The organism is Prauserella sediminis (genome assembly GCF_014195435.1).
Lineage (GTDB): Bacteria > Actinomycetota > Actinomycetes > Mycobacteriales > Pseudonocardiaceae > Prauserella > Prauserella salsuginis.
Map to the genome: position 1 here is coordinate 347,957 of NZ_JACIBS010000002.1, position 23,464 is coordinate 371,420.

General features: G+C 72.0%; 21 protein-coding genes. 9 read left to right on the forward strand and 12 right to left on the reverse strand.

Translation table 11 applies throughout. The annotated features are described in order from the left end of the window. Positions 1 to 135 precede the first annotated feature (135 nt). Together FB384_RS19990 and FB384_RS19995 are read right to left on the reverse strand one after the other, a co-directional pair. Positions 136 to 903, reverse strand: coding sequence for an NAD(P)H-dependent oxidoreductase (locus FB384_RS19990; protein ID WP_183786288.1), 768 nt, complete (start codon positions 901 to 903; stop codon positions 136 to 138). Between the two features lie 63 nt (positions 904 to 966). Further along, a complete protein-coding gene (locus tag FB384_RS19995) occupies positions 967 to 1,194 on the reverse strand; it encodes a hypothetical protein (protein ID WP_183786289.1) in 228 nt (75 codons plus the stop codon). 114 nt (positions 1,195 to 1,308) lie between these two features. Between FB384_RS19995 and FB384_RS20000 the strand changes: the two genes are divergently transcribed. The 4 genes from FB384_RS20000 to ligD all read left to right on the forward strand — a co-directional run bounded on the left by FB384_RS20000 (position 1,309) and on the right by ligD (position 5,736). Then, the gene (locus tag FB384_RS20000) at positions 1,309 to 2,325 is read left to right on the forward strand and encodes a GlxA family transcriptional regulator (RefSeq protein WP_183786290.1); all 1,017 of its coding nucleotides are present in this window, start codon (positions 1,309 to 1,311) and stop codon (positions 2,323 to 2,325) included. Between the two features lie 34 nt (positions 2,326 to 2,359). After that, entirely contained in the window at positions 2,360 to 3,406 is a 1,047-nt protein-coding gene (locus FB384_RS20005; RefSeq protein ID WP_183786291.1) for a sigma-70 family RNA polymerase sigma factor, read from the forward strand. 216 nt (positions 3,407 to 3,622) lie between these two features. Beyond that, positions 3,623 to 4,708: an ATP-dependent DNA ligase gene (locus FB384_RS20010; protein ID WP_323985342.1), complete on the forward strand. Its 1,086-nt coding sequence runs from the start codon at positions 3,623 to 3,625 to the stop codon at positions 4,706 to 4,708. Further along, positions 4,705 to 5,736, forward strand: coding sequence for a non-homologous end-joining DNA ligase (gene ligD, locus FB384_RS20015; RefSeq protein ID WP_183786292.1), 1,032 nt, complete (start codon positions 4,705 to 4,707; stop codon positions 5,734 to 5,736). Before FB384_RS20010 ends, ligD begins: the two co-directional genes overlap by 4 nt. Before the next feature lie 27 nt (positions 5,737 to 5,763). Here the strand turns inward: ligD and FB384_RS20020 are convergent, their stop codons facing one another. The 8 genes from FB384_RS20020 to FB384_RS20055 form a co-directional block, all read right to left on the reverse strand. Further along, on the reverse strand, positions 5,764 to 6,174 hold the full coding sequence (locus FB384_RS20020; protein WP_183786293.1) for a ChaB family protein: 411 nt from the start codon (positions 6,172 to 6,174) through the stop codon (positions 5,764 to 5,766). Positions 6,175 to 6,368: 194 nt separating this feature from the next. Further along, on the reverse strand, positions 6,369 to 7,721 hold the full coding sequence (locus FB384_RS20025) for a phosphotransferase family protein (protein ID WP_183786294.1): 1,353 nt from the start codon (positions 7,719 to 7,721) through the stop codon (positions 6,369 to 6,371). After that, entirely contained in the window at positions 7,718 to 9,055 is a 1,338-nt protein-coding gene (locus tag FB384_RS20030) for an acyl-CoA dehydrogenase family protein (protein ID WP_183786295.1), read from the reverse strand. Before FB384_RS20030 ends, FB384_RS20025 begins: the two co-directional genes overlap by 4 nt. 148 nt (positions 9,056 to 9,203) lie before the next feature. After that, on the reverse strand, positions 9,204 to 10,091 hold the full coding sequence (locus FB384_RS20035; protein ID WP_323985345.1) for a crotonase/enoyl-CoA hydratase family protein: 888 nt from the start codon (positions 10,089 to 10,091) through the stop codon (positions 9,204 to 9,206). Then, the gene (locus FB384_RS20040) at positions 10,088 to 10,870 is read right to left on the reverse strand and encodes an enoyl-CoA hydratase/isomerase family protein (RefSeq protein ID WP_183786297.1); all 783 of its coding nucleotides are present in this window, start codon (positions 10,868 to 10,870) and stop codon (positions 10,088 to 10,090) included. The genes FB384_RS20035 and FB384_RS20040 overlap by 4 nt, the downstream gene beginning before the upstream one ends. Before the next feature lie 74 nt (positions 10,871 to 10,944). Next, positions 10,945 to 12,051 carry an acyl-CoA dehydrogenase family protein gene (locus tag FB384_RS20045; RefSeq protein WP_323985347.1) on the reverse strand — a complete coding sequence of 369 codons (1,107 nt, stop codon included), beginning with the start codon at positions 12,049 to 12,051 and terminating at the stop codon, positions 10,945 to 10,947. Continuing rightward, positions 12,048 to 13,337 (reverse strand): acyl-CoA dehydrogenase family protein, encoded by a 1,290-nt coding sequence (locus FB384_RS20050; RefSeq protein WP_183786298.1) that lies wholly within the window; start codon positions 13,335 to 13,337, stop codon positions 12,048 to 12,050. Before FB384_RS20050 ends, FB384_RS20045 begins: the two co-directional genes overlap by 4 nt. Positions 13,338 to 13,386: 49 nt before the next feature. Then, the gene (locus tag FB384_RS20055) at positions 13,387 to 14,922 is read right to left on the reverse strand and encodes an acyl-CoA synthetase (RefSeq protein ID WP_183786299.1); all 1,536 of its coding nucleotides are present in this window, start codon (positions 14,920 to 14,922) and stop codon (positions 13,387 to 13,389) included. A 105-nt stretch (positions 14,923 to 15,027) separates the two neighbouring features. On the opposite strand from FB384_RS20055, the gene FB384_RS20060 reads away from it, so the two are divergent. The 3 genes from FB384_RS20060 (at position 15,028) to FB384_RS20070 (ending at position 18,347) form a co-directional block, all read left to right on the forward strand. Further along, on the forward strand, positions 15,028 to 15,783 hold the full coding sequence (locus tag FB384_RS20060; RefSeq protein ID WP_183786300.1) for a TetR/AcrR family transcriptional regulator: 756 nt from the start codon (positions 15,028 to 15,030) through the stop codon (positions 15,781 to 15,783). A 178-nt stretch (positions 15,784 to 15,961) separates the two neighbouring features. After that, positions 15,962 to 17,527 carry a long-chain-fatty-acid--CoA ligase gene (locus FB384_RS20065; RefSeq protein ID WP_407676101.1) on the forward strand — a complete coding sequence of 522 codons (1,566 nt, stop codon included), beginning with the start codon at positions 15,962 to 15,964 and terminating at the stop codon, positions 17,525 to 17,527. Between the two features lie 58 nt (positions 17,528 to 17,585). Further along, on the forward strand, positions 17,586 to 18,347 hold the full coding sequence (locus FB384_RS20070) for a tyrosine-protein phosphatase (RefSeq protein WP_183786430.1): 762 nt from the start codon (positions 17,586 to 17,588) through the stop codon (positions 18,345 to 18,347). A 44-nt stretch (positions 18,348 to 18,391) separates the two neighbouring features. Here the strand turns inward: FB384_RS20070 and FB384_RS20075 are convergent, their stop codons facing one another. Together FB384_RS20075 and FB384_RS20080 are read right to left on the reverse strand one after the other, a co-directional pair. Beyond that, positions 18,392 to 18,991, reverse strand: coding sequence for a methyltransferase (locus FB384_RS20075; RefSeq protein ID WP_183786301.1), 600 nt, complete (start codon positions 18,989 to 18,991; stop codon positions 18,392 to 18,394). 60 nt (positions 18,992 to 19,051) lie between these two features. Beyond that, positions 19,052 to 19,801, reverse strand: a complete 750-nt coding sequence (locus FB384_RS20080; RefSeq protein ID WP_323985350.1) for a vitamin K epoxide reductase family protein — start codon at positions 19,799 to 19,801, stop codon at positions 19,052 to 19,054. Positions 19,802 to 19,934: 133 nt separating this feature from the next. Here FB384_RS20080 and FB384_RS20085 point away from each other — a divergent pair, with 133 nt between their 5' ends. Further along, positions 19,935 to 21,065: an MBL fold metallo-hydrolase gene (locus tag FB384_RS20085; RefSeq protein ID WP_183786302.1), complete on the forward strand. Its 1,131-nt coding sequence runs from the start codon at positions 19,935 to 19,937 to the stop codon at positions 21,063 to 21,065. After that, a complete protein-coding gene (locus tag FB384_RS20090) occupies positions 21,062 to 23,446 on the forward strand; it encodes an acetyl-CoA acetyltransferase (protein ID WP_183786303.1) in 2,385 nt (794 codons plus the stop codon). Before FB384_RS20085 ends, FB384_RS20090 begins: the two co-directional genes overlap by 4 nt. Positions 23,447 to 23,464: the final 18 nt, after the last annotated feature.

Below are 23,464 nucleotides of genomic sequence, written 5' to 3' on the forward strand. Positions count from 1 at the left end.
CCCCTCGGGAGCCGACCACCACCGCCGCGAGAACCGGGCCGGCGGCGGGCCCCGCCCTCACCGCGGCCGCGCCCGCCGGGAGCGCACGGGCGCGGCACACCTCCGCGGCGCACCCCCATCGCGCCGGACCAGGGCTCACCGATAGTGGAGCGCGGGCCCTGACCGCCCCGGACCGAGCCCCGGGCGGAGCACGAGATCCGCGTCGTAGTCGCCCCCGCGCTCGCTGCGGAACGGCAACGGCTCGTCGCAAGCCAGTCCGGCCAGGCGGTCACGGAGCCGCGCGACGGCGCGACCCGCGGCGCCCTCGTCGGCGCGGTCGGCGCCGTAGACGGCCAGCGGCGGCAGCGCCTCCATCCCCGTGTACCAGAACACACCGTGGTGCAGCGGGAACAACACATCGGCGAGGTGTCCGTGGATGCCCCGCGGGCCGAACGAACTCTCCCTTGCCCCGATCGTCGTGACCACGAGCCCGCGTTTGCCCGCCAGTTCCCCGTCGCCGTAGCGGCGCACCCTGCCAGTGGCCGGATCGGTCACCCCGAATCCGAAACCGTGGACCAGGACCCGGTCCAGCCAGCCTTTCAGGATCGCGGGCGGGCCGAGCCACCACAGCGGGAACTGCAGCACGACGGCGTCCGCCCAGCGCAGCTTCTCCTGTTCGGCGGCGATGTCGGCGCTGAGTTCGCCCGCGTCGTAGGCGCGGCGGGACGCGGCGCCCACGTGGAGCCGGCAGGCCGGATCGTGACCGAAATCGGCCGCGTCGACCACGGGGTTCCAGCGCATCGCGTACAGGTCGGACACGGTCACGGCATGGCCGGACGCCACCAGGGCACGCCTGCCCTCGGCGGCGAGCATGCCGCCGAGCGAGCGCGGTTCGGGATGAGCGTGAATCCACAGGACGTTCATGCGCCCAGCCTCGACCAGTCCACTATTCCAGTCCAGTGGCTATACAGCCACTGTCCGAAAGGATCAGGCCATTCCATTTCGGGCCGAACGGCGCTTCGTCCTGCCGCGGCTCGCGCGGCTGCGCGCGCCGGCGTTGGCCTGGCCGATGTGCCAGAGGATCACCACGCCGGTCACGACGTAGCGGGCGAACGCCGGTTCCACGTCGAACGGCAGTCCCGGGTAGTGCACCGTCCGCCCGATCACTGCCAGAACCAGGATCAGGCCTGCCGCGAACAGGACTGTGGTCACCATTGCGTCTCGTCTCCTCACGGGTCGTACTCGATGGGGGCGTTTCATGACTCAGCATGATCGGGACACCGAGCCGCGATAAGTGGCCGGAGGGCCAGTATGTGAAAGAATCCGGCCATGCGACCTGAGGCAGAGCTTCACCGCGATCGGCCGCACCGCGTCGCCGTGCTCGTACGTCCCGGGGTCATGCCCCTCGAACTCGGCCTCGTCCACCAGCTGTTCGGTTCGGCCCGCAGGCAGTCCGGCCCGGGCGCGGGCACCCTGCTGTACGACGTCGTGACCTGCACGCTCGAGCCCGGTCCGGTGCCGACCGACGCCGACTTCCCCATCCACGTGTCCCACGGTCCGGACGTCATCGACGACGCGGGCACGGTGCTCGTGCCCGCGTCGGAGGAACCCGGCCAGCCGGAGACGGGCGGCGCGCTGGGACCCGCGCTGGCGGGCGCCCTCGCCCGGGTCCGGCCCGGCGTCCGGATCGCGTCGATCTGCACCGGGGCGTTCGTGCTCGCCGCGGCCGGGCTGCTCGACGGCCGCCGCGCCACGACCCACTGGCGGTCCGCCGACACCTTCCGCCGGCAGTTCCCGCACATCGAACTGGACCCCGACGTGCTGTTCACCGACGGCGGCGACGTCCTCACGTCCGCGGGCGAGGCCGCCGGCATCGACCTGTGCCTCCACCTGATCCGGCGCGATCACGGCGCTGCGGTGGCCGCCGACGTGGCCCGCCGCACCGTCGTGCCGCCGTACCGGGAGGGTGGACAGGCCCAGTACGTGCCACAGCCGGTGCCCGAGGCGGGCGGTACGTCCACGGCGCCGGCCCGGGCGTGGGCGCTGGAACATCTCGACCGGCCCGTGTCGTTGTCCGAACTGGCGGAACGGGCATCGATGAGCGTGCGCACGTTCACCCGCCGTTTCCGCGCCGAGACCGGCTGTTCCCCCGGCCGGTGGCTCACCCGGCAACGGGTGGAACGGGCCAGGGTGCTGCTCGAGGAGACCGACCGGCCCGTCGAGGTGATCGCCGACGACGTGGGATTCGGCACGGGGGCCTCGCTGCGGGCACACTTCCGTGATGTGGTCGGCGTCTCCCCCGGCGTGTACCGCGCCACGTTCCGGGGCGGAATGCCACAGGACTGACAAGCGTTGTCATAACGGAAAGAGGTGACAACGATTGGCAGAAGCCACCAAGACCCCGACCCGCCGCACGCGCGCAACGGGCAGCGGCGAGGCAGACGCCGACCTGGTCCGTGTCTACCTCGACGAGATCGGTAGGACCCCGCTGCTGACCGCCGAGCAGGAGATCGACCTGGCCAAGCGCATCGAGGCGGGCGTCTACGCCACCGAGCTGCTCCGTCGGGCCGACCGAGCCCGCGACGGCCGCGACGACACCGGCTCCCACCAGGCCGGGCACGACGGCAGCGCCGCCCCGATGCTGCCGTCCGGCGCCGCCGAGCTGCCCGCCGACCGCCGGGACCTCGAGCAGATCGCGCGTGACGGCGAGGCCGCGAAGGACCACATGGTGCAGGCGAACCTGCGGCTGGTGGTCACGGCGGCCCGCAAGAATCGCAACTCCAACCTGTCGTTGCTCGACGCCGTGCAGGAGGGCAATCTCGGCCTGATCCACGCGGTGGAGAAGTTCGACTACGCCAAGGGGTTCAAGTTCTCCACCTACGCGATGTGGTGGATCCGGCAGGCCATCCAGCGCGGCAATGCGTTCTTCAGCGGCACGATCCGGCTGCCGATGCACACGGCCGAGCAGATCGCCAAGCTCGACCGGCTGCAGCGCACGCTCGAGGCGCAGGGCCGGCACAACCTGTCGGTCGACGAGCTCGCGCAGGCCGCGGACATGTCGGTCGAACGCGTTCTGGCGCTGCGGCAGGCGGGGCAGAGCACGGCGAGTCTCGACGTCCCGGTGGACGACGACGGTGAGCTCACCCTCGGCGATCTGGTCACCACCGGATCGGTACCCGGCGTCAGCGAATCGCTCGAGCACTCGTCGATGGTCGGCGAACTCAACGCCGCGCTCGAAACGCTGCCAGCCCAGGAGGCGACGGTGCTGGCGCTGCGGTACGGCCTCACCGACGGCGACCCGCACACGGTGCCCGACATCGCCCGCAGGCTGGGGCTGACGCGCAAACGGGTGCGCTCGCTCGAGGAACGCGGCCTGTCGCGGCTCCGCGCGGAGAACCACGGCTCGCTGCTGGCCTGGGCCAGCTGAGCCGTCCTGTCGCTGCGGCCGTCTCCGGCGTCCACCCCGCGCCGGAGGCGGCCTTCCCCTGTCGGCGGTCGTATCACCCGCGAGACATCGGCGGTGGTCCGCGCCGTCGCCAGCGGCGCGTAGCGGCAGCTCTCGGCCGGCGTCCGGCCGCCGTGGCCGGGCTGCGCAGCCGAAAGTACCGTGCCGGACGGCCGCAGCGGCTCTACGATCGCTGGTGTGCAGCTGCCTGTGATGCCGCCGGTCCGGCCGATGCTCGCCACTCTCGTGCGCGAGCTTCCACGTGAGCCCGGTCTGCGCTACGAGCCCAAGTGGGACGGCTTCCGGTGCATCGTGTTCCGCGACGGCGACGAGATCGAACTCGGTTCCCGCAACGACCGCCCGCTGACCCGGTACTTTCCCGAGCTGGTCGCGCTGCTGGCCGAAGCGTTGCCGCCGCGCTGCGTCGTGGACGGGGAGATCGTCATCGTCGGCGAGTCCGGCCTGGATTTCGACGCGCTGCAACAACGCCTCCACCCGGCGGCTTCACGGGTGCGCAAGCTCGCGGCGGAGACGCCCGCGGGCTTCGTGGCGTTCGACCTGCTCGCGCTCGGCGACGAGGACCTGACCGGCGAGGCGTTCTCGCTGCGCCGTACGAGGCTCGAGGACATCCTCGACACCGCACCGGCCCGGGTGCACCTCACGCCGGTGACCGGCGATGCCGACATCGCCGAGGACTGGTTCACCCGGTTCGAAGGAGCAGGATTCGACGGGGTCATGGTCAAGGCCGCCGACGAGCCGTACCGGCAGGACAAGCGGACCATGCGCAAGGTCAAACACGAGCGCACGGCCGACTGCGTCGTGGCCGGATTCCGCTGGCACAAAGACGGCGAGGGCGTCGGCTCGTTGCTGTTGGGGCTCTACGACGAGGCGGGCACGCTGCACCACGTCGGCGTGGCGAGCAGCTTCACCGCGGCGCGCAGGCGCGAGCTGGCCGCCGAACTGGAACCGCTCCGCTCCGGCGCGCTGGACCGGCATCCGTGGCGCGACTGGGCGGACCCCGGGGCGCAGGCCGTCCACGGCGGCCGCATGCCGGGCGGGCAGAGCCGGTGGAGCGCGGGCAAGGATCTCTCCTGGGAGCCGCTGCGCATCGAGCGGGTCGCCGAGGTGCGGTACGAACACCTCCAAGCGGGCCGGTTCCGGCACGGCGGCAGGCTGGTGCGGTTCCGGTCCGATCGGGGCCCGGCCTCGTGCACCTACGCCCAGCTGGAGGAAGTGCCTCCCGCGGAGCTGACGGCGCTGTTCGACGAGGCGGCTCCGGCATGAGCCCGGCGGCGAAGGACTCGGTCACGCTCGAGGTGCCGGGACCGGACGGGCGCCGGACCGCGGTCGCGATTTCCAGTCCGGGCAAGGTGTTCTTCGCCGAACGCGGCGAGACGAAACTCGACCTGGCGCGCTACTACGAGGCCGTGGCCGGGCCGCTGCTGGCGACGCTCGGCGGCAGGCCGCTGCTGATGGAGCGCTATCCCAACGGCGCCGGCGGGAAATCGTGGTTCCAGAAACGCGTGCCGTCCTCGGTTCCGGACTGGCTCGCCACGACCGTCGTGGCGACGCCGAACGGCACGACCAGTGACGCACTCGTGGCCGCCGACCTGGCGCACGTGCTGTGGGCGGTGAACCTGGGCTGCCTGGGCTTCCACGTCTGGCCGTACCTCGCGGCGGCTCCCGAGGTGGCCGACGAGCTGCGGATCGATCTCGACCCCTCCCCCGGTGTGACGTTCGACCAGGTGCGTGAGGCGGCAGTACGGGCACGTGCGCTGCTGGACGAGCTCGGCATCGAGCCGGTCATCAAGACGACCGGCTCACGCGGACTGCACCTGTACGTGCGCCTCGAACCTCGATGGGACAGCTACGCCGTGCGCGCCGCCGCCGTCGCCCTCGCACGCGAGCTGGAACGGCGGCATCCGGACCTGATCACCGCGCAATGGTGGAAGGAGGAGCGGGGCACGCGCGTGTTCGTCGACTTCAACCAGAACGCACCCCACAAGACGGTGTTCGGTGCCTGGTGCGTCCGTCCGGTCGCCGGCGCGCTCGTGTCGGCGCCGATCGCCTGGGACGAGCTGGCCGACGTCGATCCGCGCGAACTCACGATCGCCACCGTGCCCGGCCTGCTGGCCGAGCGCGGCGATCCGTGGGCGGGAATCGGCGAGCGGCCGCAGTCGCTCGAGCCGCTGCTGGAGATGTCGCGGCGGGACCTGGCGGCGGGGCTGATGGACGCGCCGTGGCCGCCGGTGTATCCGAAACAGCCCGGCGAACCCCCGCGGGTGGCACCGAGCAGGGCGAAGAAGACCTGAGCCTGAGCGGGACGTCCCCGGCCGGGGTCAGTCCGACCGGTCGCGGGAACGGCCGGTGCGGCGCCGGCTCGCCCGCTGCAGCGCGTTGACGAGCTGCTGCTTGGTCATCGTGGCGCGGCCCCGGATGTCGAGTTCCTTGGCGCGTTCGTACAGGTGCCGTTTGGGTGCCCGCGTGTCGACACCGCCTGCGGTCGCGTACTGCTTCCGGCCCGCGCCTCCCCGCTCGGCCTGCGTGTCCGAGGGCCCGTGCCGGCGTTTGGCCTTCCAGCGGTCGCCGACCTTCTCGTAGCCGCGCTTCAGCGCGGCGAACGCCGTGCGGTGGGCGCGCGGCCCCTCGCCGTACTCCTCGACGGCCGAGTCGTGTGCCTTGATCCACGTACGCTGCGCCTTCTCGGACGATCGCCGCACCGTGCCGGGCAGCTCCCGACGTCCGGGCATGGCTCCACCTCCTCGCGACAGCTCCCTCACGACAGCTCCCTCACGACCGAGGCCCGGTGGCGGGTTCCCGGCGACGGAGTGCGTTCCGTCCGAGTGCTACCCGGCCCGCACGTGGGGAAACGTCACAGGTGCAGCCTCGGTCCACGTCACGCCCGGTCCACGTCACGGCCGGCCCCCGTCACCGCCGGTCCACGTCACGGCCGGTCGCGGTAACGGGGGTTCGCCACCGCGAGACGGTCGGCGACGTCCCGGCGGACGACGTCGAGCACCGACTCGTCGCCGGCGTCGAGGTCCCCGCGGCGGAGCGCGTCGGCCAAGGCGCGGGAGTCTGCCACGCCCAGTTCGGCCAGTCGCCGGTCGTGTCGCTGCTGCTGGGCGGCGCCGACGGCGAGTTCGCGCTGCACCATGCCGAGCGCATTGGCGGCCACCCTGGCGTGATAGTCGCCGTCGGCGCCGAGGTAGTCGCGTACGGCCTCGAGGAGTTCCGACGCCGTCGGCCTGCCGTGCAGGTCCGGCGCCTCGGGTGCGGTCACCGGATCGGGTTCGGCCGGTTCGATACCGAGGGCGAGCAGCAGGTCGTGTTCCTGTTCGCACACGCGCCGCCCCACCGTGGCGAGCTCGACCGAGCGCGCCTGCCCGGACAGATGCCGCCGCGCCTGCATCCCGCACATCACCGCCCACCTGGCCGTGCCGTACACCTCCCACCAGTGCAGCGTGCCGGCGTCGGGCCGGACCCCCGCGACCTCGGCGTAGCCGTCAAGCAGCTGCGCACGCGATCCGAAACCGCCGACCGGTTCGGGCGCGCCGAATCGCCACGCCTTGACGCACAGCCAGCCCAGGTCCTCCATCGGATCCCCGCGATGCGCCAGTTCCCAGTCCAGCACGGCGCGCAGCCCGTCGGGGCCGACGATGAGGTTGCCGTTGCGAAAGTCGCCGTGCACCAGCGTGTCCCCGGCCGGCCCGGGCCGGTGCCGATGCAGCCACCGCAGGGCGATCTCCACGGTCGGCAACGGTTCGTCGAGCGCGTCGTAGTGCTCGGTGAGCCACGCGAGCGGGTCCGGGGCCGGCAGCCCCGGGACCCGGTCGACAGGAATGCGGTGGATGCGCGCCAGAACCCGGCCCAGTTCGGCAGCCAATCCGGCACGCGCGTGCGCGTAGTCGTCGTCGCGCAACAGCCGCCGCGGGATCGTCTCCCCTTCGATATGGCGGCTGATCAGGTACGGCGCGCCAAGACCGGTGGCACCGTCGTCGGTGACCGGCTCGCCGTGGGTGCCGTGGTCGACGAGTTCGGGCACCGGAACGCCGTGCCGCAGGGCCGCGGGCAGCAGGGCGGCCTCCCGCGCGATCGTCTCGGGGTCCGGTTGCCCGGGCGGGTCTCGGCGCAGCACGAGCCGCACCGGCTCGGCGCCGGGTCTGTTGGCCTCGAACGACCACGTCTCGCGGCTCGCACCCGCCGACAGCCGCCGCGGCTCGCCGACCGCCACCGCCTCGCCCCACAGGCCCCCGAGCCGGACCGCCAGTCGCGTGGCCAGATCCGCCGACGTCATACTCGCCTGCGCGGCCCGGCGTACCCGAACAGGTAGCCGGCGACCTTGCGCATCTGCACCTCCTCGGATCCCTCGGTGATGCGGTACCGCCGATGGTGGCGGTAGATGTGCTCGAACGGCAGGTGCCGCGTGTAGCCGAGGCCGCCGTGCACCTGCATCGCCCGGTCGGCGGCCTCGCACACGAGTCGGTTTGCCCGGTAGTTGCACATCGACACCTTGTCGCTGATCTCGCCGGCAGGCATCCGGTCGAGCTGCCACGCGGTCTTGTGGACCAGCGTGCGCACCAGTTCGGCGTCGGTCTCCAGTTCGACGAGCGGCCACTGGATCGCCTGCCGGGACGCGAGCGGCGCGCCGAACGCGACCCGTTCCCGCGCGTAGGCGACGCTGGCCTCGATGCAGTACCGGGCGGCGCCGACACTGGAGGCGGCCTGCCGGATGCGGTTCTCGTGCACGAAGTGCTGCGCCAGCGCGAGCCCCTGGCCGACCTCACCGAACACCGCGTCCTCGGGAACCCACACGTCGCGGAGCGTCACCTCGGCATGGTCGGTGGGCATGGTGAACGTCCACCAGTGGAAGTCGACCGAGAAGCCCGGCGTGTCCGTGGGGACGATGAAGGCCGTGATGCCCTCGGGCGAACCGTTCTCACCGGACGTCCGCGCGAAGATCACGTCGTGGGTCGCGGTGTGCAGGCCGGTGTTGAACCGCTTCCGTCCGTTCAGGATCCATCCCCCACCGGCTACGCCCTCATTGGTGGGGGGACCCCCAACCCCACCGGCTACGCCCTCATTGGTGGGGGGACCCCCAACCCCACCGGCTGCGCGGACCGCCGTCGTCTCGAGCCAGGTGGCGTCGCTGCCGTGGTCCGGTTCGGTCAGGCCGAACGCCATCCGCGTCCGGCCGGTGACGACCGGCTCGACGAACCGCTCCCGCTGCATCTCGGTACCGAACTCCAGCAGCAGGTGCACCAGCGGGAAGTTCCCCACGACCGAGGCTTCGTTCTGCAGATCGTTGTGCAGGCCCAGACCGGTGGCCGCGAGGTGCTCCCTGATGACGGCCATGTCCAGAGTGGACCCGCCGCTGCCGCCCGCCTCCTCCGGCAGGCCGTAGCGGAGCCAACCGGCCCTGTCGGCGCGGCGGGCGGCCTCGGCCAGCAGTTCCTCCCACTCGGGGTTGGGCGTCCCGCCACCGGCCAGATCGGTGCGGGCGAACTCACGGCGGTGATCGAAGAAGCGCTCGTTGTCGTCGCTGTGCTGCAGGGGCGCGATCTCCGTGGCGATGAACTCGTCGAGCTCGCCCAGAAGACGGTGCAGTCGCTCGGGCAACGCGAAATCCAATGGGGCTCCTTCGTATCCTCGGTGCCCGAGCGGCTCGGGAGCCGGGGGCGGTTCGTGTCGTCGGTGCCGGGGCGGCCGGTGCCCCGGTGCGAGCAGCCGCACCAAGGCGGCACGGGCAGGGCGAGCGGGTTGCCCGATTCCGCCGCGATCAGGCCGGGTCGGTGAAGGTGGGCGGGCGCGAGGACTGCTTCGCCCGCACGGCCTCGACTTGATTGGGGCTGCCGATGAGCCGGCGGATCGCGGCCTGTTCGGCGGCGAACCCCTCGGCCAGACCGGTGCGGCCCGCCAGATTCACCAGGTACTTGGCGTCGCGGACGGCATCGGGACTCTGCTCGGCGATCTCGCCGGCCAGTGCATGCGCCGCCGCGAGCGGATCGTCCTCGGTGCGGGTGACCAGGCCGAGCCGCGCTGCTTCCGCGGCCTCGACGACACGGCCGGTCAGCGTCAGCTCCATCGCCACGTCCCGGCCGACCAGCTCCGGCAGCACCTGGGTACCGGTCATGTCCGGCACGAGCCCCCAGGCGATCTCCATGACCGAGAGCCGCGTGTCCGGAGCGGCCAGGCGGATGTCCGCGCCCAGCGCGATCTGCAGGCCGCCGCCATAGGCGTGCCCGTGGAGTGCGGCGATCACGGGGACGGCGAGTTCGGTCCACACGTGGGCCGCCTGCTGGCCGAGTGACCGTGCCGGGCCGTCGGTGGACCGGGCCTCGTCGGGCCGCGTGTGCTCGCCGGTGGTCATCGCCTCGAACGCGGCGACGTCGAGGCCCGCACAGAACGACCGGCCATTGCCGGACAGCACGACCACGCGCACCGCGGGATCGGCCCGCAGCCGTTCACCCACCTGCACCAGGCCGGTGAACATCGCCGGGTCGAGTGCGTTGCGCTTGTCCGGCCGGTCGAGGCGAACGTCGGCGATCCCGTCGCGCACCGTGTAGGACACTCGCGCCGCAGCCGCCGGATCATCGGCCGCGGCGCCGGCCGGTGACGCGTCGTGGGAAGCCCCGCCGTGGGCCGTCGAATCGCCACCCACCGTCACGGACCTCCCCATTCGCCGGTGAACTCGGGTTCGGTCTTGTTCCGGAACGCCTCGAACGCCGCGCGCGCATCGGTCGTGCCGAAGTTGACAGCCTGAGCGCGGGCCTCGCTCTCCAGTGCCTCCCGGAGTGTCGCGTCGGCGCCCTCGTTCAGCAGCGCCTTCGTCTGGGCGAGCGCGACGGGCGGGCCCGCGGCCAGCGTGGCCGCCGTCTCGGCGACGAACGCCGCCAGCTCGCCCGCGGGCTTGACCCACGTCACGAGACCGAGCCGCTCGGCCTCGTCGGCGCCGACGAAGTCGGCCAGCAACGCGATGCGTTTCGCCTGTTGCAGACCGACGAGCTTGGGCAGCAGCCACGAGCCGCCGAAGTCGAGGGACAGTCCGCGTTTGGCGAAGATCTGACTGAATCGCGCGCGGTCGGAGGCCGCGACCAGGTCGCAGCCGAGCGCCAGGTTCCAGCCCGCGCCGACGGCGACGCCGTCCACCTGCGCGATCGTCGGCGTATCCAGTTCGTGCAGCGTGATCGCCGTGCGGTTGACCAGGTGCATGCGCTGCAGCGGATGCAGTCCCGACTCCACCGACAGGTCGGCCCCGGCGCAGAAGTCGCCGCCAGCCCCGGTGAGCACGATCACCCGGGTCCGCTCGTCCGCGTCGGCCTCCCGCAACCGTTCGGCGAGCAACGGCCACGTATGGGTGTCTATCGCGTTCTTGCGGTGCGGGCGGTTCAGCGTGATCGTCGTGACGGCGTCGCTGCGGGACACCAGTACGGTCGGTTCGTCCACGGATTCCCTTTCGGTCCTGGATACTGCGGTGCGGACCGGCCGCCACTCTGCCGTGGGCGGCTCGGCCGCCGGTCTCAGATGGACAGTGCGTCGGCCAGCCACGCCCGGTGTTCGGCCGGGGTGCCCAGTAGCAGCTCGGACGTCTTGGCGCGCTTGTAGTACAGGTGCGCGTCGTGTTCCCACGTGTAGCCGATCCCGCCGTGCAGTTGCAGGCCGGACGCCGCGGTGTCGAACGCGGCCGGGCCGAGCACGACCTGAGCCAGCGCCGCCGCCTCGGGCAGCGCCGCCGGATCGTGATCCGCGGTCCACGCCGCGTGCCACAGCACCGCTTCGGCCTGTTCACACGAGGCGTACAGGTCGGCGCACGCGTGTTTGACGGCCTGCTGCGAGCCGATGGGCCTGCCGAACTGCACCCGCACCTTCGCGTACTCGACCGTGTCGTCGAGCACCCGCCGCATCCCGCCGAGCTGTTCCGCGGCGAGGGCCACGGCGGCGCGCTGCCACACCGCCTCCAGCACCCCGGCGGGATCCTCGCACGGCACGTACCGCGCCGACGTCCCCGCGAACTCGGCCCGCGCCATCCGCCGTGTCGGGTCGAGCGTGCGCGAGGGGCGCCACGACACGGCTCCGCCGTCGACGACGAACCAACCGTGGTCGGCGTACACGAGGACGTGGTCGGCGAACGGACCGTCGACGACGAACGCCGCTTCCCCGGCGAGCCTCCAGTGGCCGCCGTCCCGCGCCGCCTGCACGCTGTCGGCCGCCGAGCCCCACCGGCCGCCCGCGTCGGCCACGGCCACCGCGACGGTCTGCTGTCCCGCTGCGATCTCCGGCAACAGGTCCTCGGCCAGTGTGTCGTCACCCAGTGCGATCGCCGTGTCGGTCGCCAGCACCGCGGAGGCCAGGTACGGCACCGGCGCCAGCGCGGCGCCCAGTTCGGCCAGTACGACGCAGCGGTCGACGTGCCCGGCACCCGCGCCGCCGGCGGCCTCGGGCACGAGCAACCCGGTCACGCCGAGTTCCGCCAGCTGTGTCCACAGTCGACGGTCGATACCGGCACCGTCGTCGGCCATGACCTCCCGGACCCGCTGCGGCGGGCAGTGGTCGGCCAGCAGGGCACGGACGCTGTCGGCCAGCCTGCGTTGTTCCTCGTCGAGTATCAGCCGCATCGCCGTGTTCACCTCGCCTGGGTACCGACGCGCAGCTCGCGGAACGGCACGTCGCGGTCGACCTGGGGTTCCTTCGGCAGCCCCAGCACACGGTCACCGATGATGCCGCGCTGGATCTGGTTGGTGCCGCCCGCGATACTCGAGGCGGGCGTCGCGTTGATCGCCAGCGCGAGCGCGTCGCCGGACGGATCGCCGGGCTCCCACGCGATCGCGCGGGGGCCGACCACCAGACCCGCCACCCGCACCGCCTGCCACAGCACCTGCGCACCCGCGAGCTTCGCCACCGATCCGCGGGCGCCCGGCGCGAGACCGGCGTCGCTCTGCTGCCGCAGCCGGGCGTTCAGCAGCGCCAACTTCCGCTCAGCGGCGTAGAGCTCCGCGAGTTCGCCGCGAACGACCGGATCGCCGGCCACTCCGCGTGCGCGCGCCTCGTCGCGCAGACTGTCGAACGTCATCGGGTCGTAGCGGCGCCGCACCGAACCGCCGATCGACACGCGCTCGTGCCCGAGCATCGTCACGGCCGCGGCCCACCCGGCGTCTACCTCACCGATCACCGCGTCGGCCGGGATCCGCACGTCGTCGAAGTACACCTCGTTGAACGGTGCCGAGCCCGTCATGTCCCGCAACGGCCGCACGGTCACGCCGGGGGCGTGCATGTCGACGACGAACATCGTCAACCCCCGGTGTTTGGCCTCGTCCGGATTCGTGCGTGCCAGCAGGGCGCCGAAGTCGGCGTACTGCGCACCCGAGGTCCAGACCTTCTGGCCGGTCACGACCCAGTCGCCGGAACCGTCGCGGACGGCACGGGTCTGCAGGCTCGCCACGTCCGACCCGGCGCCGGGCTCGGAGAACAGCTGGCACCAGATCTCCTCACCGCGCAGCAACGGCGGCAGATACCGCGCCTTCTGCTCGTGCGTGCCGAGGTCGACCAGGGTCGGCCCGCACATGCCCATGCTGATCAGGAACACGCCCGTCGGCAGGTCGTAGGCCGCCGCTTCCTCCTGGAAGATCTGCAGTTCGGCCGCCGTCAACCCCTGTCCGCCGTACTCGGCGGGCCAGGTCAGCCCCGCCAAGCCGGCGTCGAAGAGCGCCGCCTGGAACCGTTTGGCCGCCGCGAGCTGCTGCTCGGTCGGAGCACTCTCGCTGGCCTCGGGCACGTGATCGTCACCGCCCGGCGCGTGCTCGGCCAGCCAGCCGCGGACCCGCTCGCGGAACGCTGTCCCCCGCTGCCCCGTCCCCGAGTGCCCTGTCCCCTGCTGCCCTGTCATCGACGGTCCTGCCTTCGACGTCTCTGCCATCCCCGTCCCCGTGGTGCCCTGCCCTGCCGGCCCCATCGCCCGCGCCCGGTCATCCCGCGACCGCGTAGCGCGCCGTGAGCTTGTGTTTGACCAGTTTGCCGGTGGGGGTGCGTGGTAGTTCGTCGACGAAGTCGACCGTCTGCGGCGCCTTGTAGTGCGCGATCCGCTCCCGGACGTAGGCGAGCAGTTCGTCGGCGAGCTCCGGCCCCGCGTCCACTGTGGACGATGGCTGCACGACCGCCTTCACCTGCTGCCCCATCTCCTCGTCCGGTACCCCGATGACGGCGACGTCGTAGACGGCGGGATGCAGCGTCAGCACGTCCTCGACCTCCTGCGGGTAGATGTTCACCCCACCCGAGATGATCATGAACGCCTTGCGGTCGGTGAGGTAGAGGTACCCCTCGGCGTCGACGTAGCCGACGTCGCCGCTCGTGGCCCAGTTCGGGTGGTCGGGATGCTGCGCGCCGCGGGTCTTGTCCGGCTCGTTGTGGTAGGTGAACGACACCTCGTCGCGTTCGAAGTAGACGGTGCCGATCTCCCCTGCGGGCAGCTCGGCGCCCTCGTCGTCGCAGATGCGGACGACGCCGAGTCCGGCGCGGCCGACCGATCCCGGACGTTCCAGCCATTCCTGCGGCGAGATGAACGTGATGCCGGCACCCTCGGTGGCGGCGTAGTACTCGTGGAGGATCGGTCCCCACCACTCGATCATCGCCTGCTTGACCTCGACCGGGCACGGCGCGGCGGCGTGGATCGCAACCCGGTGGCTGGACAGGTCGTACCGGCCGCGGGTCTCGTCGGGCAGTTTCAGCATGCGCACGAACATCGTCGGCACCCACTGGCTGTGCGTCACGCCGTACGTCTCGATCGCCCGCAGTGCCGCCTCCGGTTCGAACCTCTCCATCATCACGAGCGTTCCGCCGACCGCGTGCACGCACGCGCCGTACCGCAGCGGCGCCGCGTGGTACACCGGCGCGGGCGAGAGATAGGTGATGGTGTCGTCGAAGCCGTACATCAGTTGCACCAACGGCAGCAGCGGATTCCCCGGCTCGTCGATCTGCCGTTCGGGCAGGGTCACCTTGATGCCCTTCGGCCTGCCCGTCGTGCCCGACGAGTAGAGCAGGTCCGCACCCGCCGGCTGGTCGTCCGGCCGGGTGGGCGAGGCGGCGGCCAGCACGGCGTCGTAGTCGTCGTAGCCCGGCACCGCTCCGTCGTAGGCCAGCCGCAGGGGCACGTCGACCCGCTCGGCCACCTGCGCGGGCAGCTGCCCCAGCGGGGCCGACACGACGAGTGCCTTCGCCCCGGAATCGGACACGATGTAGGCGATCTCGTCGGCGGTGAGGTGGCTGTTGACGGCGGTGATGTAGAGACCGGAGCGCACGGCGGCCCAGTACACCTCGTAGGCGCGGAGCGAATTGTCACTGAGCAGCGCGACGGTGTCGCCGCTGCGGAATCCGGCAGCACGCAAGGCATTCGCCAGCCGGATCGAGCGGTCGTCGAGTTCGGCGTAGGTCAGGCGATCCCCGGAACCCGCCATGATCACGGCCGGCTTGTCCGGTTGGGTTGCGGCGAAGGTACCCGGATACATGACGGCTCCTCCTCGAACCGAGACGTTGCCGTGAGCCTGCCCTGTGGCACCGGTAGCAGTCAATGCCGACTGTTCCGCGACGGCGAGGGGGCTTACGCTGCGAACATGACCGATCGCGCGCGCCCTCCGGATGGAGGAACGACCGACGGCCCGGCACCCGCGGCGGCCTCCGGCCGCGGCACCGGATCGCTCGCGGCACGGCGCCGTCGCGAGGAACCGCGCCGCCGGGAGGAACCACGCAGCCGGGAAGAACGCAGCGCGGGCAGTCGTGAACTGATCCTCAACGCCGCGGTCGACTGTCTCGTCGACAGCGGTTACGCGGGTGCGTCCACACTCGCGATCCAGGCCAGGGCGGGCGTGTCGCGGGGACGGTTGCTGCACCATTTCCCCTCCCGCGACGGGCTGCTGGTGGCGGCGGCACAGCATCTGGCGAACCGCAGGCTCCGGGAGACCGAGATCCGCGTGTCCGACGCACTGGCGGGGCACCCCGACGGGCCGGAACGTGTCGACCGCTGTATCGAGCTGCTGTGGGCCACGTTCCACGAACCGCACTTCTGGGCGGCGGTGGAACTGTGGGCCGCCGCGCGTACCAACGAGGCACTCGCGAGCGCGTTGCGTCCCGCCGAACGACAGCTGCGCGAGTCCATCCGGGCGGTCACCGACCGGATCTGGGGCCCGTCGGTCCGCGAGCACCCGCGATACGACGAGCTGCGCGAACTGCTGTTCACCAGCATGCGCGGCGCCGCCCTGCCGTACGCCTTCGAATCCCGTGATCCGGCGACGGATCGTCACGTCGAGGTGTGGAAATCCGCCGCGCGGGCACTGCTGTACGGCGAACCAGGATTAACTCGACTGCCTTGACCGCGAGCGGCACGGCGGGCGACTATGGCGCCGGTCACACGGCCCGACCGGCGACACCGTGGGTGGCCGCCGACGACGGCCACTCCCGAGGATGGCGAGGTCAACGATGTCCGCACCCTCTGCAGTCACCCCCGATCCCCGCCGGTCCCCCGAGATCCCCCGCATGCTGGGCCGCGGCATGACGATGGGCGACCAGCTCGCCCGGCACTCCCGCACGATCGGCGACGAACCGGCGTTCGTCTTCGGCACCACGGTGCGCACCTACCGCGAACTCGACCAGCGGGTGAGCAGGCTCGCCAACGCCCTGCGCGACCGCGGCGTCGGGCAGGGCGACCGGATCGCCGTGCTGGGCCTGAACACGCTCGAAGTGGTCGAGGCCTTCTTCGCCGCCACGCGCGTCGGGGGCATCTGCGTGCCGGTCAACTTCCGCCTCGCGGCCGGGGAGATCGCCTACGTACTGGGCGACAGCGGCGCCGCGGCAGCCGTCGTCCACGCACCGCTGGCCGAGACCTACGCGCAGGCGGCGGCCGAACTCACCGATCCGCCGGTGTGCCTCGTCTACGGCGACGCGGCCGCGGCCGGATCCGTGCCCGGCGCCGACGAGTACGAACCGGCCCTCGGCGACGCGTCACCGGAGTTCGACGAGCTGCGCGTCGACGAGCACGACCCCGCGTTCATCATGTACACCTCCGGAACCACGGGGAAACCGAAAGGTGCGGTGCTGACGCACTTCAACCTCGTCATGCACGCGTTCAGCAACATGGCGACGATCGGCATCACCGGCGAGGACCGCGTGTGGATGGCCGCCGCTCCCCTGTTCCACATCGCGGGCATGTCCGGGATGCTGCCGACCCTGCTCATGGGCGGGCGCACCGTGCTGTCCCCGTCGGGCCGGTTCGACCCGGCGGGGATGCTGGACACGTTCGAACGCGAGCGTGTGTCGTCGGTGTTCCTCGTTCCCGCGCAGTGGCAGGCGATCGTCTCGGTGCCGGACATCGACCAGCGGGACCTGTCGTGCCTGAAGCAGATCTCCTGGGGTGCCGCACCGGCCTCGACGACGCTGCTGCGCACGATCATGGAGAAGTTCCCGCAGGCGGAGCTGTCGACCGCGTTCGGGCAGACCGAGTGCAGTCCGATCACCACGCTGCTGCGCGGCGAGGACTCGCTGCGCAAGATCGGCTCGGTGGGCACGCCGATGCTCAACGTCGAGGTGCGCGTGGTGGACGACGACATGAACGACGTCCCACGCGGCGAGGTCGGCGAGATCGTCTACCGCAGCCCGATGGTGATGAAGGAGTACTGGAACAAGCCCGCCGAGACGGCCGAGGTGTTCCGCGGCGGCTGGTTCCATTCCGGCGACCTGGTCCGGCAGGACGAGGACGGCTACTTCTACGTCGTCGACCGGAAGAAGGACATGATCATCTCCGGCGGGGAGAACATCTACTGTGCCGAGGTGGAGGACGTCCTGGCGGGCCACCCGAAGATCGCCGAGGTCGCGCTGATCGGCATGGCCGACGAGAAGTGGGGCGAGACACCGCTGGCCGTGCTCGCGCCGCACGAGAAGGGCGACCCGCCGACGGCCGCGGAGCTGGAGGAGTGGTGCACGCAGCGGCTGGCCCGCTACAAGCGGCCGCGGAAGCTGGCGGTCGTGTCCGCGCTGCCGCGCAATCCCAGCGGCAAGGTGCTCAAGACGACGCTGCGTGCGGACCGCGACTCCGGGGCGCTGCCGATCGAGGCGGTGTGAACGCCGCTCACGTTCTGGAAGACTGGCGGACGTGACGCATCTGGCGAACCCCGAAGGCATCCTCTGGCTCGAACTCGACGGCGCGGTCAACATCCGCGACGTCGGCGGCATCCCGACCACCGACGGCACGACGACCGCCCGCAACCGGTTGCTGCGGGCCGACAATCTGCAGGACCTGTCGGCGGCCGACCTCGGCCTGCTGGTGGACACGATCGGCCTCGACACGGTCGTCGACCTGCGCACCGCCCACGAGATCGACGCCGAGGGGCCGGCACCACTGCGTGCGTACTCGCGCGTGCGGCATGTCCACCATTCCCTCCTGCCGGACGGCGGCGACGACGCGTTGCTGGCCCGCAACCGGGCCGACGGCGACGCCGGACCGGACGGCGAACCCGACCGCGTCGTAGCGCACTACCTCGGCTACGTCGCCCACCGGCCGGACAGCATCGTCGGCGCACTGCGGGCGATCACGGACGCGCCGGGTGCCGCGCTGGTGCACTGTGCGGCCGGTAAGGACCGCACGGGCGTCGTCACGGCGTTCGCGCTGGAGATCGCCGGCGTCGACCGGGAGGCGATCGCCGCCGACTACGCGGCGACGGCGCACCGGATCGAGGCGATCATCGGCAGACTGCGCCGCTCGGAGACCTACCGCGAGGACATCGACCGCAAGACGATCGACGAGCACCGGCCCCGCGCCGAGTCGATGGAGCGGTTCCTGCGGGAGGTCGACGCCCGGCACGGCGGCGTGCGCCCGTACCTGCACACCCATGGTTTCGCACAGGCCGAGGTCGATCGGCTGCGCGCCAAGCTCCGCGACTGACCGGACCGCCCCCGCACGGTCGCCGCGCCGCCTGTCAGCGCCTGTCAGCGCCTGTCCGCCGCTCGGCCGGGTGCGCGGGCGAGCAGCCGGGTCGTCGTGTCGGTCGCCTGTTCGGCCAGCACCGTGAATCCGCTGGGCAGGCGAGCCGACAGGCCGCCGTGCGGAATGCGGTACGGATGCGGGGCCGCCTCCTCGTCCTGCGGCTCGTCCCGCCGCAGCGCCTCCCAGGCGAGTACGCCGCCCGGCGCGACGGCGGACGCGCCGGCGGTGAAGGCCGCCTCGTCCCAGAACCGGGTGGCGAGCACGAGGGCCCACGGCCCGGCATGCGCCCCACCGGCGAGCACGGGCGCCGCGTCGGCCCACACGCAGTCGATGCACGAGTCCAGTCCACGTCGCACCGCCTCGTCGCGCAGCTGGGCCAGTGCCACGTCGGAGACGTCGACGACGGTCACCGCGCGACCGTCCGCCGCCAGCGCGAGAGCACTCCCCGACCGGCCGCCCGCGAGTTCGAGCACCGGCCCACCGGGCAGGCCCGCGGCCCGCGCGTCCGCGACGAGCGGGTGCGGGGCGAAGTCGGGCCGCCGCGCGGCGTACCGCTCGTTCCACCGGATCCGGTCCGCTGCGGCGGGGTCGGCGTCACGCACGACCGGCCCCGTGCCACGGCCGGCCCCGGCACGGCGCCGGATCCAGAGCCGATCCCACGCTCACAGCAGGCCCGAGAAGTAGTCCCAGAACCGCTGCACGACCAGGAACACGACGAGCGCGAGCCACAGCGCCAGTCCCCACACGTGGTGACGCACCGGCCGCGCCGCGATGCCGGGCAGGTGTCCGGCGGCGACGTTGTGGGCCGTGGTGTACCAGAAGACGGGGATGGTCACCGCCCACACGACAAGGCAGTACGGGCACAGCGCTCCGATCTCGTACAGGCTCTGGGTGATCAGCCAGTGCACGAACCCGACGCCGAACAGCGTGCCCGCCTGCATGCCGAGCCAGAACCACCGCGGCAACCGTGCGCGGGCCAGCACGGCCACACCGACCGTGACCACGACGGGGAACGCCACGAGGCCGACGAGCGGGTTGGGGAAGCCGAACGCGGCCGCTTGGTCGCTCTGCATCACCGAGGAGCACGACACCGTGGCATCGAGCGTGCAGCTCGGCCGGTAGTCCGGATTCTCCAGCAGCGCGAGTTTCTCGAGCGTCAACACGAACGCGGCCGCCAGGCCGAACAGTCCGCCGATCGTCAGCACCCAGCCGGTGACGGTCCGCAACCTGCCGTCGACGGGACCGGAGTGGCCGCCGGGCCCGTCGACCACGCCGGTCTCCTCGGCCTCGCCGGTCTCGTCGGCCGGATCGCTCTCGGCGCCGTCCACCTCGCCGGCCCGCCGGCCGCCGTCGTCGCTGTTGATGCCGGACATGCCCCCGGTCTCCCCTTTCTCGACCTCTGCTGCCCGCACGGTACGCACCGCCGGGTGCGCCGCGCGTGAAAGGGACGTGATCAAGCACTCGTTGAGCGGCGTCGACGCGGCGGGATACGTTCGGTGAGGCACTTATGGACGACGACCGTCTAGGAAAGCCGGTGAGTCAACGTTGACCGACCCGAGCCGACACAATCCACCCGAGGGCGTCACGGTCCTCGGCACTGCCCAGTGGACCGCGTGGCAGGAGCGCACGCTGCCGCCGGTCGAGCGGGTGGCCGGCGGGATCTGGTCGGTGCCGGTGCCGATTCCCCACAACCCGCTGCGCTACACGCTCAGCTACCTCGTCGAAGGCGACGGCGGGCTGCTCGTCGTCGACCCCGGCTGGGATTCGCAGGAGGGTTGGGACGCGCTGCGGGCCGGGCTCGCCGAAGCGGGTGCCGCGGCCGCCGACGTGACCGGCATCGTCGCCACCCACATCCACCCCGACCACCACGGCCTGTCCGCACGGCTCCGCGAGACCTCCGGCGCCTGGATCGCGATGCACCCCGCGGAGCGCGACACGCTGCCCCAGCGCATGTCCGGCGCCCTCGGCGCGCACGGCACGCTCACCGAGTGGCTGCGGAACCGGGGCGCGCCCGAGGGGGACGCCCACGAACTCGGCGGCCCGTTCGACGCGCGGGACCCGGAGGCCGCGGCGATGGCCGATCCGGATGTCCTGCTGGAGGACGGCGATCTCGTCCCGCTGGCGGGGCGGACGCTGCGCGCGGTGTGGACCCCGGGTCACACGCCAGGGCACCTGTGCCTGCAGGAGGTCGACGAGCGGTTGCTGCTGACCGGCGACCACCTGCTGCCGCGCATCACCCCGAACATCGGGCTTTACCCGGGCGGCACCGGTTCGCCGCTGGCGGACTTTCTCACCTCACTCGCGCGCACCAAGGACTTCGACGACCACGACGCGCTCCCGGCCCACGAGTATCGCTTCCGCGGACTCGGTGAGCGTGCCCGGCTGCTCGCCGACCACCACGAGCGCCGCTGCCAGGAGATCGTCGATGTGGTCGCCGACCTGGGCACCCCGACGCCGTGGCAGGTCGCGACGCACCTGACCTGGTCCCGCCCGTGGGACGAGGTCGGGCACATGCGGATCAGCGCCCTCGCCGAAACCGAATCGCACCTCGAGCACCTCGTCGGGCAAGGCAGGCTCACGTGGCACGGCGACCCCGGCAGCGGACCGGAGGCGCAGGCCGCGCGGATCCGGCTCGCCGCGTTTCCCACGTCGACCACCGCAAGGAGCACGACATGACCACCCCACGCAGCCTCGACGGTCTCGATCCCCGCACGCCCGTGCTGGTCGGCGTGGGCCAGTCCGCCGAACGCATCGACGACGCGGATTATCGCCGGCTCTCGGCGGTCGACCTGGCCGCAGAGGCGGCCCGCGCCGCGTTGGCCGACACGGGCGCGGACGCCGAAGCGGTGGCGGCGGCCGTCGACACCGCCGCCGCGATGCGCCAGTTCGAGCATTCGACTCCCGGTGCGTTCCCGCCGCTGGGGAGCTCGGACAACTATCCGCGGTCGGTCGCGGGGCGGGTCGGCGCCGATCCGCGGCGCGCGATCCTCGACGTCGTCGGCGGGCACGGTCCGCAGCATCTGGTCAACGAGTTCGCCGCCACGATCGCCGCGGGCGAGGCCGAGGTGGCGTTGCTGTTCGGTTCCGAGGCGATCTCGACCGCCCAGCATCTCGCGTCGGCGACGGACAAGCCCGACTTCACCGAACACGTCGGCGGACAGCTCGACGACCGTGGCCGCGGCCTGCAGGGCCTGATGACCCAGGAGCTCCTCGCGGCGGGCCTGGCCGACCCGGCGGGTCAGTACGCACTGTTCGAGAACGCCCGCCGCGGCAGGCTGAAAACCTCGCGCGAGGAGTACGCGCGCGCCATGGGCGAGCTGTTCGCCCCGTTCACGGCCGTCGCAGCGCGCAATCCGTACGCCGCGGCGCCGGTCGAACGCTCGGCCGCCGAACTGACGACGGTCACCGAGTCGAACCGGATGATCGCCGATCCGTATCCGCGCTACGTCGTCTCACGCGACAAGGTCAACCAGGGTGCGGCCGTGCTGATGATGTCGCTGTCGGCGGCGCAGCGGCTCGGGGTGCCGCGCGAGAAGTGGGTGTTCCTGCACGGCCAGGCGGATCTGCGCGAACACGCCCTCGTCGACCGGGCCGACCTGTCGTCGTATCCGGCGGCCGTCGCGGCCGTGCGGCACGCGCTCGAGGTCGCCGGCATCCGACTCGACGACGTGGCCGCGTTCGACCTCTACAGCTGCTTCCCCATCGCCGTGTTCGCGCTCTGCGACGGGCTCGGGATCGCGCCGGACGATCCGCGCGGGCTGACGCTCACCGGCGGACTGCCGTTCTTCGGCGGCGCGGGCAACAACTACTCGATGCACGCGATCGCCGAGGCCGTGACGCTGCTACGCGGCCGGCCCGGCGAGTACGGCCTCGTCGGCGCCAACGGCGGCATGCTCAGCAAGTACTCCGTCGGCGTGTACTCGACGACGCCCACGCCGTGGCGGCCCGACGACAGCGCGCGGCTGCAGTCCGAACTGGACGCCGCCGAGAAACCGGGCCACACGAGGTATGCCGACGGCTGGGCGACGATCGAGACGTTCACCGCCGTCCACGGCCGCTCCGGCCGGCCGAAGGGCGTAGTCGTGGGCCGGTTGGAGGCCGACGGCACGCGGTTCGTCGCGGGCACCGAGCGCGGCGACGACGAGCTGCTCGACCTGCTCACGACCGGCGACCCGGTGGGCACCCGCGTGTACGCACGCTCGTTCGGTTACGGCAACCGGGTCACGCTCACCGAGGAGCGGATGAACGAGTTCCACCCGCCCCGCACTCCCGCGCTGCGCGAGTCGTACGAGCACGTGCTCGTCCGTCGAGACGGGCACGTCCTCGAGGTCACGATCAACCGTCCGGAGGCGCGCAACAGCCTGCATCCGGACGCCAACACCGAGCTCGACGAGATCTTCGACGCCTACTTCGCCGATCCGGACCTGTGGGTCGCGATCCTGACGGGCGCCGGCGACAAGGCGTTCTCGGCGGGCAACGACCTGAGCTATACCGCGTCCGGCAACCTGCCGTGGGCGCCGAAGAACGGGTTCGCGGGCCTCACGCATCGCGAGCACCTGCCGAAGCCGGTGATCGCGGCCGTCAACGGGTACGCCATGGGCGGCGGCCTGGAGATCGCGATGGCGTGCCACGTCGTCGTCGCCGACGAGACCGCCCGGTTCGCGCTCAGCGAGGTCAAGGTCGGGCTCATCGCCGCGGCGGGCGGCCTCGTGCGGCTGCCGCGGACCATCCCGCCGAAGCTGGCCAACGAGATGATCCTGACCGGCAAACGTCTCGACGCCCACGAGGCGCAGCGCCACGGGCTCGTGAACCGCGTGGTCGACGCGGGCGGCGCCGTCGAGGGAGCCCGCGAGGTGGCCGCCGAGATCCTCGCCGGATCCCCGACGTCGGTACGCGCGTCGCTGCGGTTCATGGCCGAGACCGCGGGCATCGCGGACACGGTCGAGGCGGTGAACCACCCGTCGTCGGTGATGGACCATCTGCTGGTCGCCGAGGACACGATGGAGGGCATCGTGGCGTTCACCCAGAAACGGGAGCCGCAGTGGAAGAACCGCTGACCCCGCACCGGCCACACT

What these genes read in the sequence shown, in the direction of transcription:
- FB384_RS20050 (WP_183786298.1), bottom strand. Translation starts at nt 13,337, where the DNA reads ATGGCAGAGACGTCGAAGGCAGGACCGTCGATGACAGGGCAGCAGGGG.
- FB384_RS19990 (WP_183786288.1), bottom strand. Translation starts at nt 903, where the DNA reads ATGAACGTCCTGTGGATTCACGCTCATCCCGAACCGCGCTCGCTCGGC.
- FB384_RS20065 (WP_407676101.1), top strand. Translation starts at nt 15,962, where the DNA reads ATGACGATGGGCGACCAGCTCGCCCGGCACTCCCGCACGATCGGCGAC.
- FB384_RS20090 (WP_183786303.1), top strand. Translation starts at nt 21,062, where the DNA reads ATGACCACCCCACGCAGCCTCGACGGTCTCGATCCCCGCACGCCCGTG.
- ligD (WP_183786292.1), top strand. Translation starts at nt 4,705, where the DNA reads ATGAGCCCGGCGGCGAAGGACTCGGTCACGCTCGAGGTGCCGGGACCG.
- FB384_RS20060 (WP_183786300.1), top strand. Translation starts at nt 15,028, where the DNA reads ATGACCGATCGCGCGCGCCCTCCGGATGGAGGAACGACCGACGGCCCG.
- FB384_RS20020 (WP_183786293.1), bottom strand. Translation starts at nt 6,174, where the DNA reads ATGCCCGGACGTCGGGAGCTGCCCGGCACGGTGCGGCGATCGTCCGAG.
- FB384_RS19995 (WP_183786289.1), bottom strand. Translation starts at nt 1,194, where the DNA reads ATGGTGACCACAGTCCTGTTCGCGGCAGGCCTGATCCTGGTTCTGGCA.
- FB384_RS20025 (WP_183786294.1), bottom strand. Translation starts at nt 7,721, where the DNA reads ATGACGTCGGCGGATCTGGCCACGCGACTGGCGGTCCGGCTCGGGGGC.
- FB384_RS20055 (WP_183786299.1), bottom strand. Translation starts at nt 14,922, where the DNA reads ATGTATCCGGGTACCTTCGCCGCAACCCAACCGGACAAGCCGGCCGTG.
- FB384_RS20000 (WP_183786290.1), top strand. Translation starts at nt 1,309, where the DNA reads ATGCGACCTGAGGCAGAGCTTCACCGCGATCGGCCGCACCGCGTCGCC.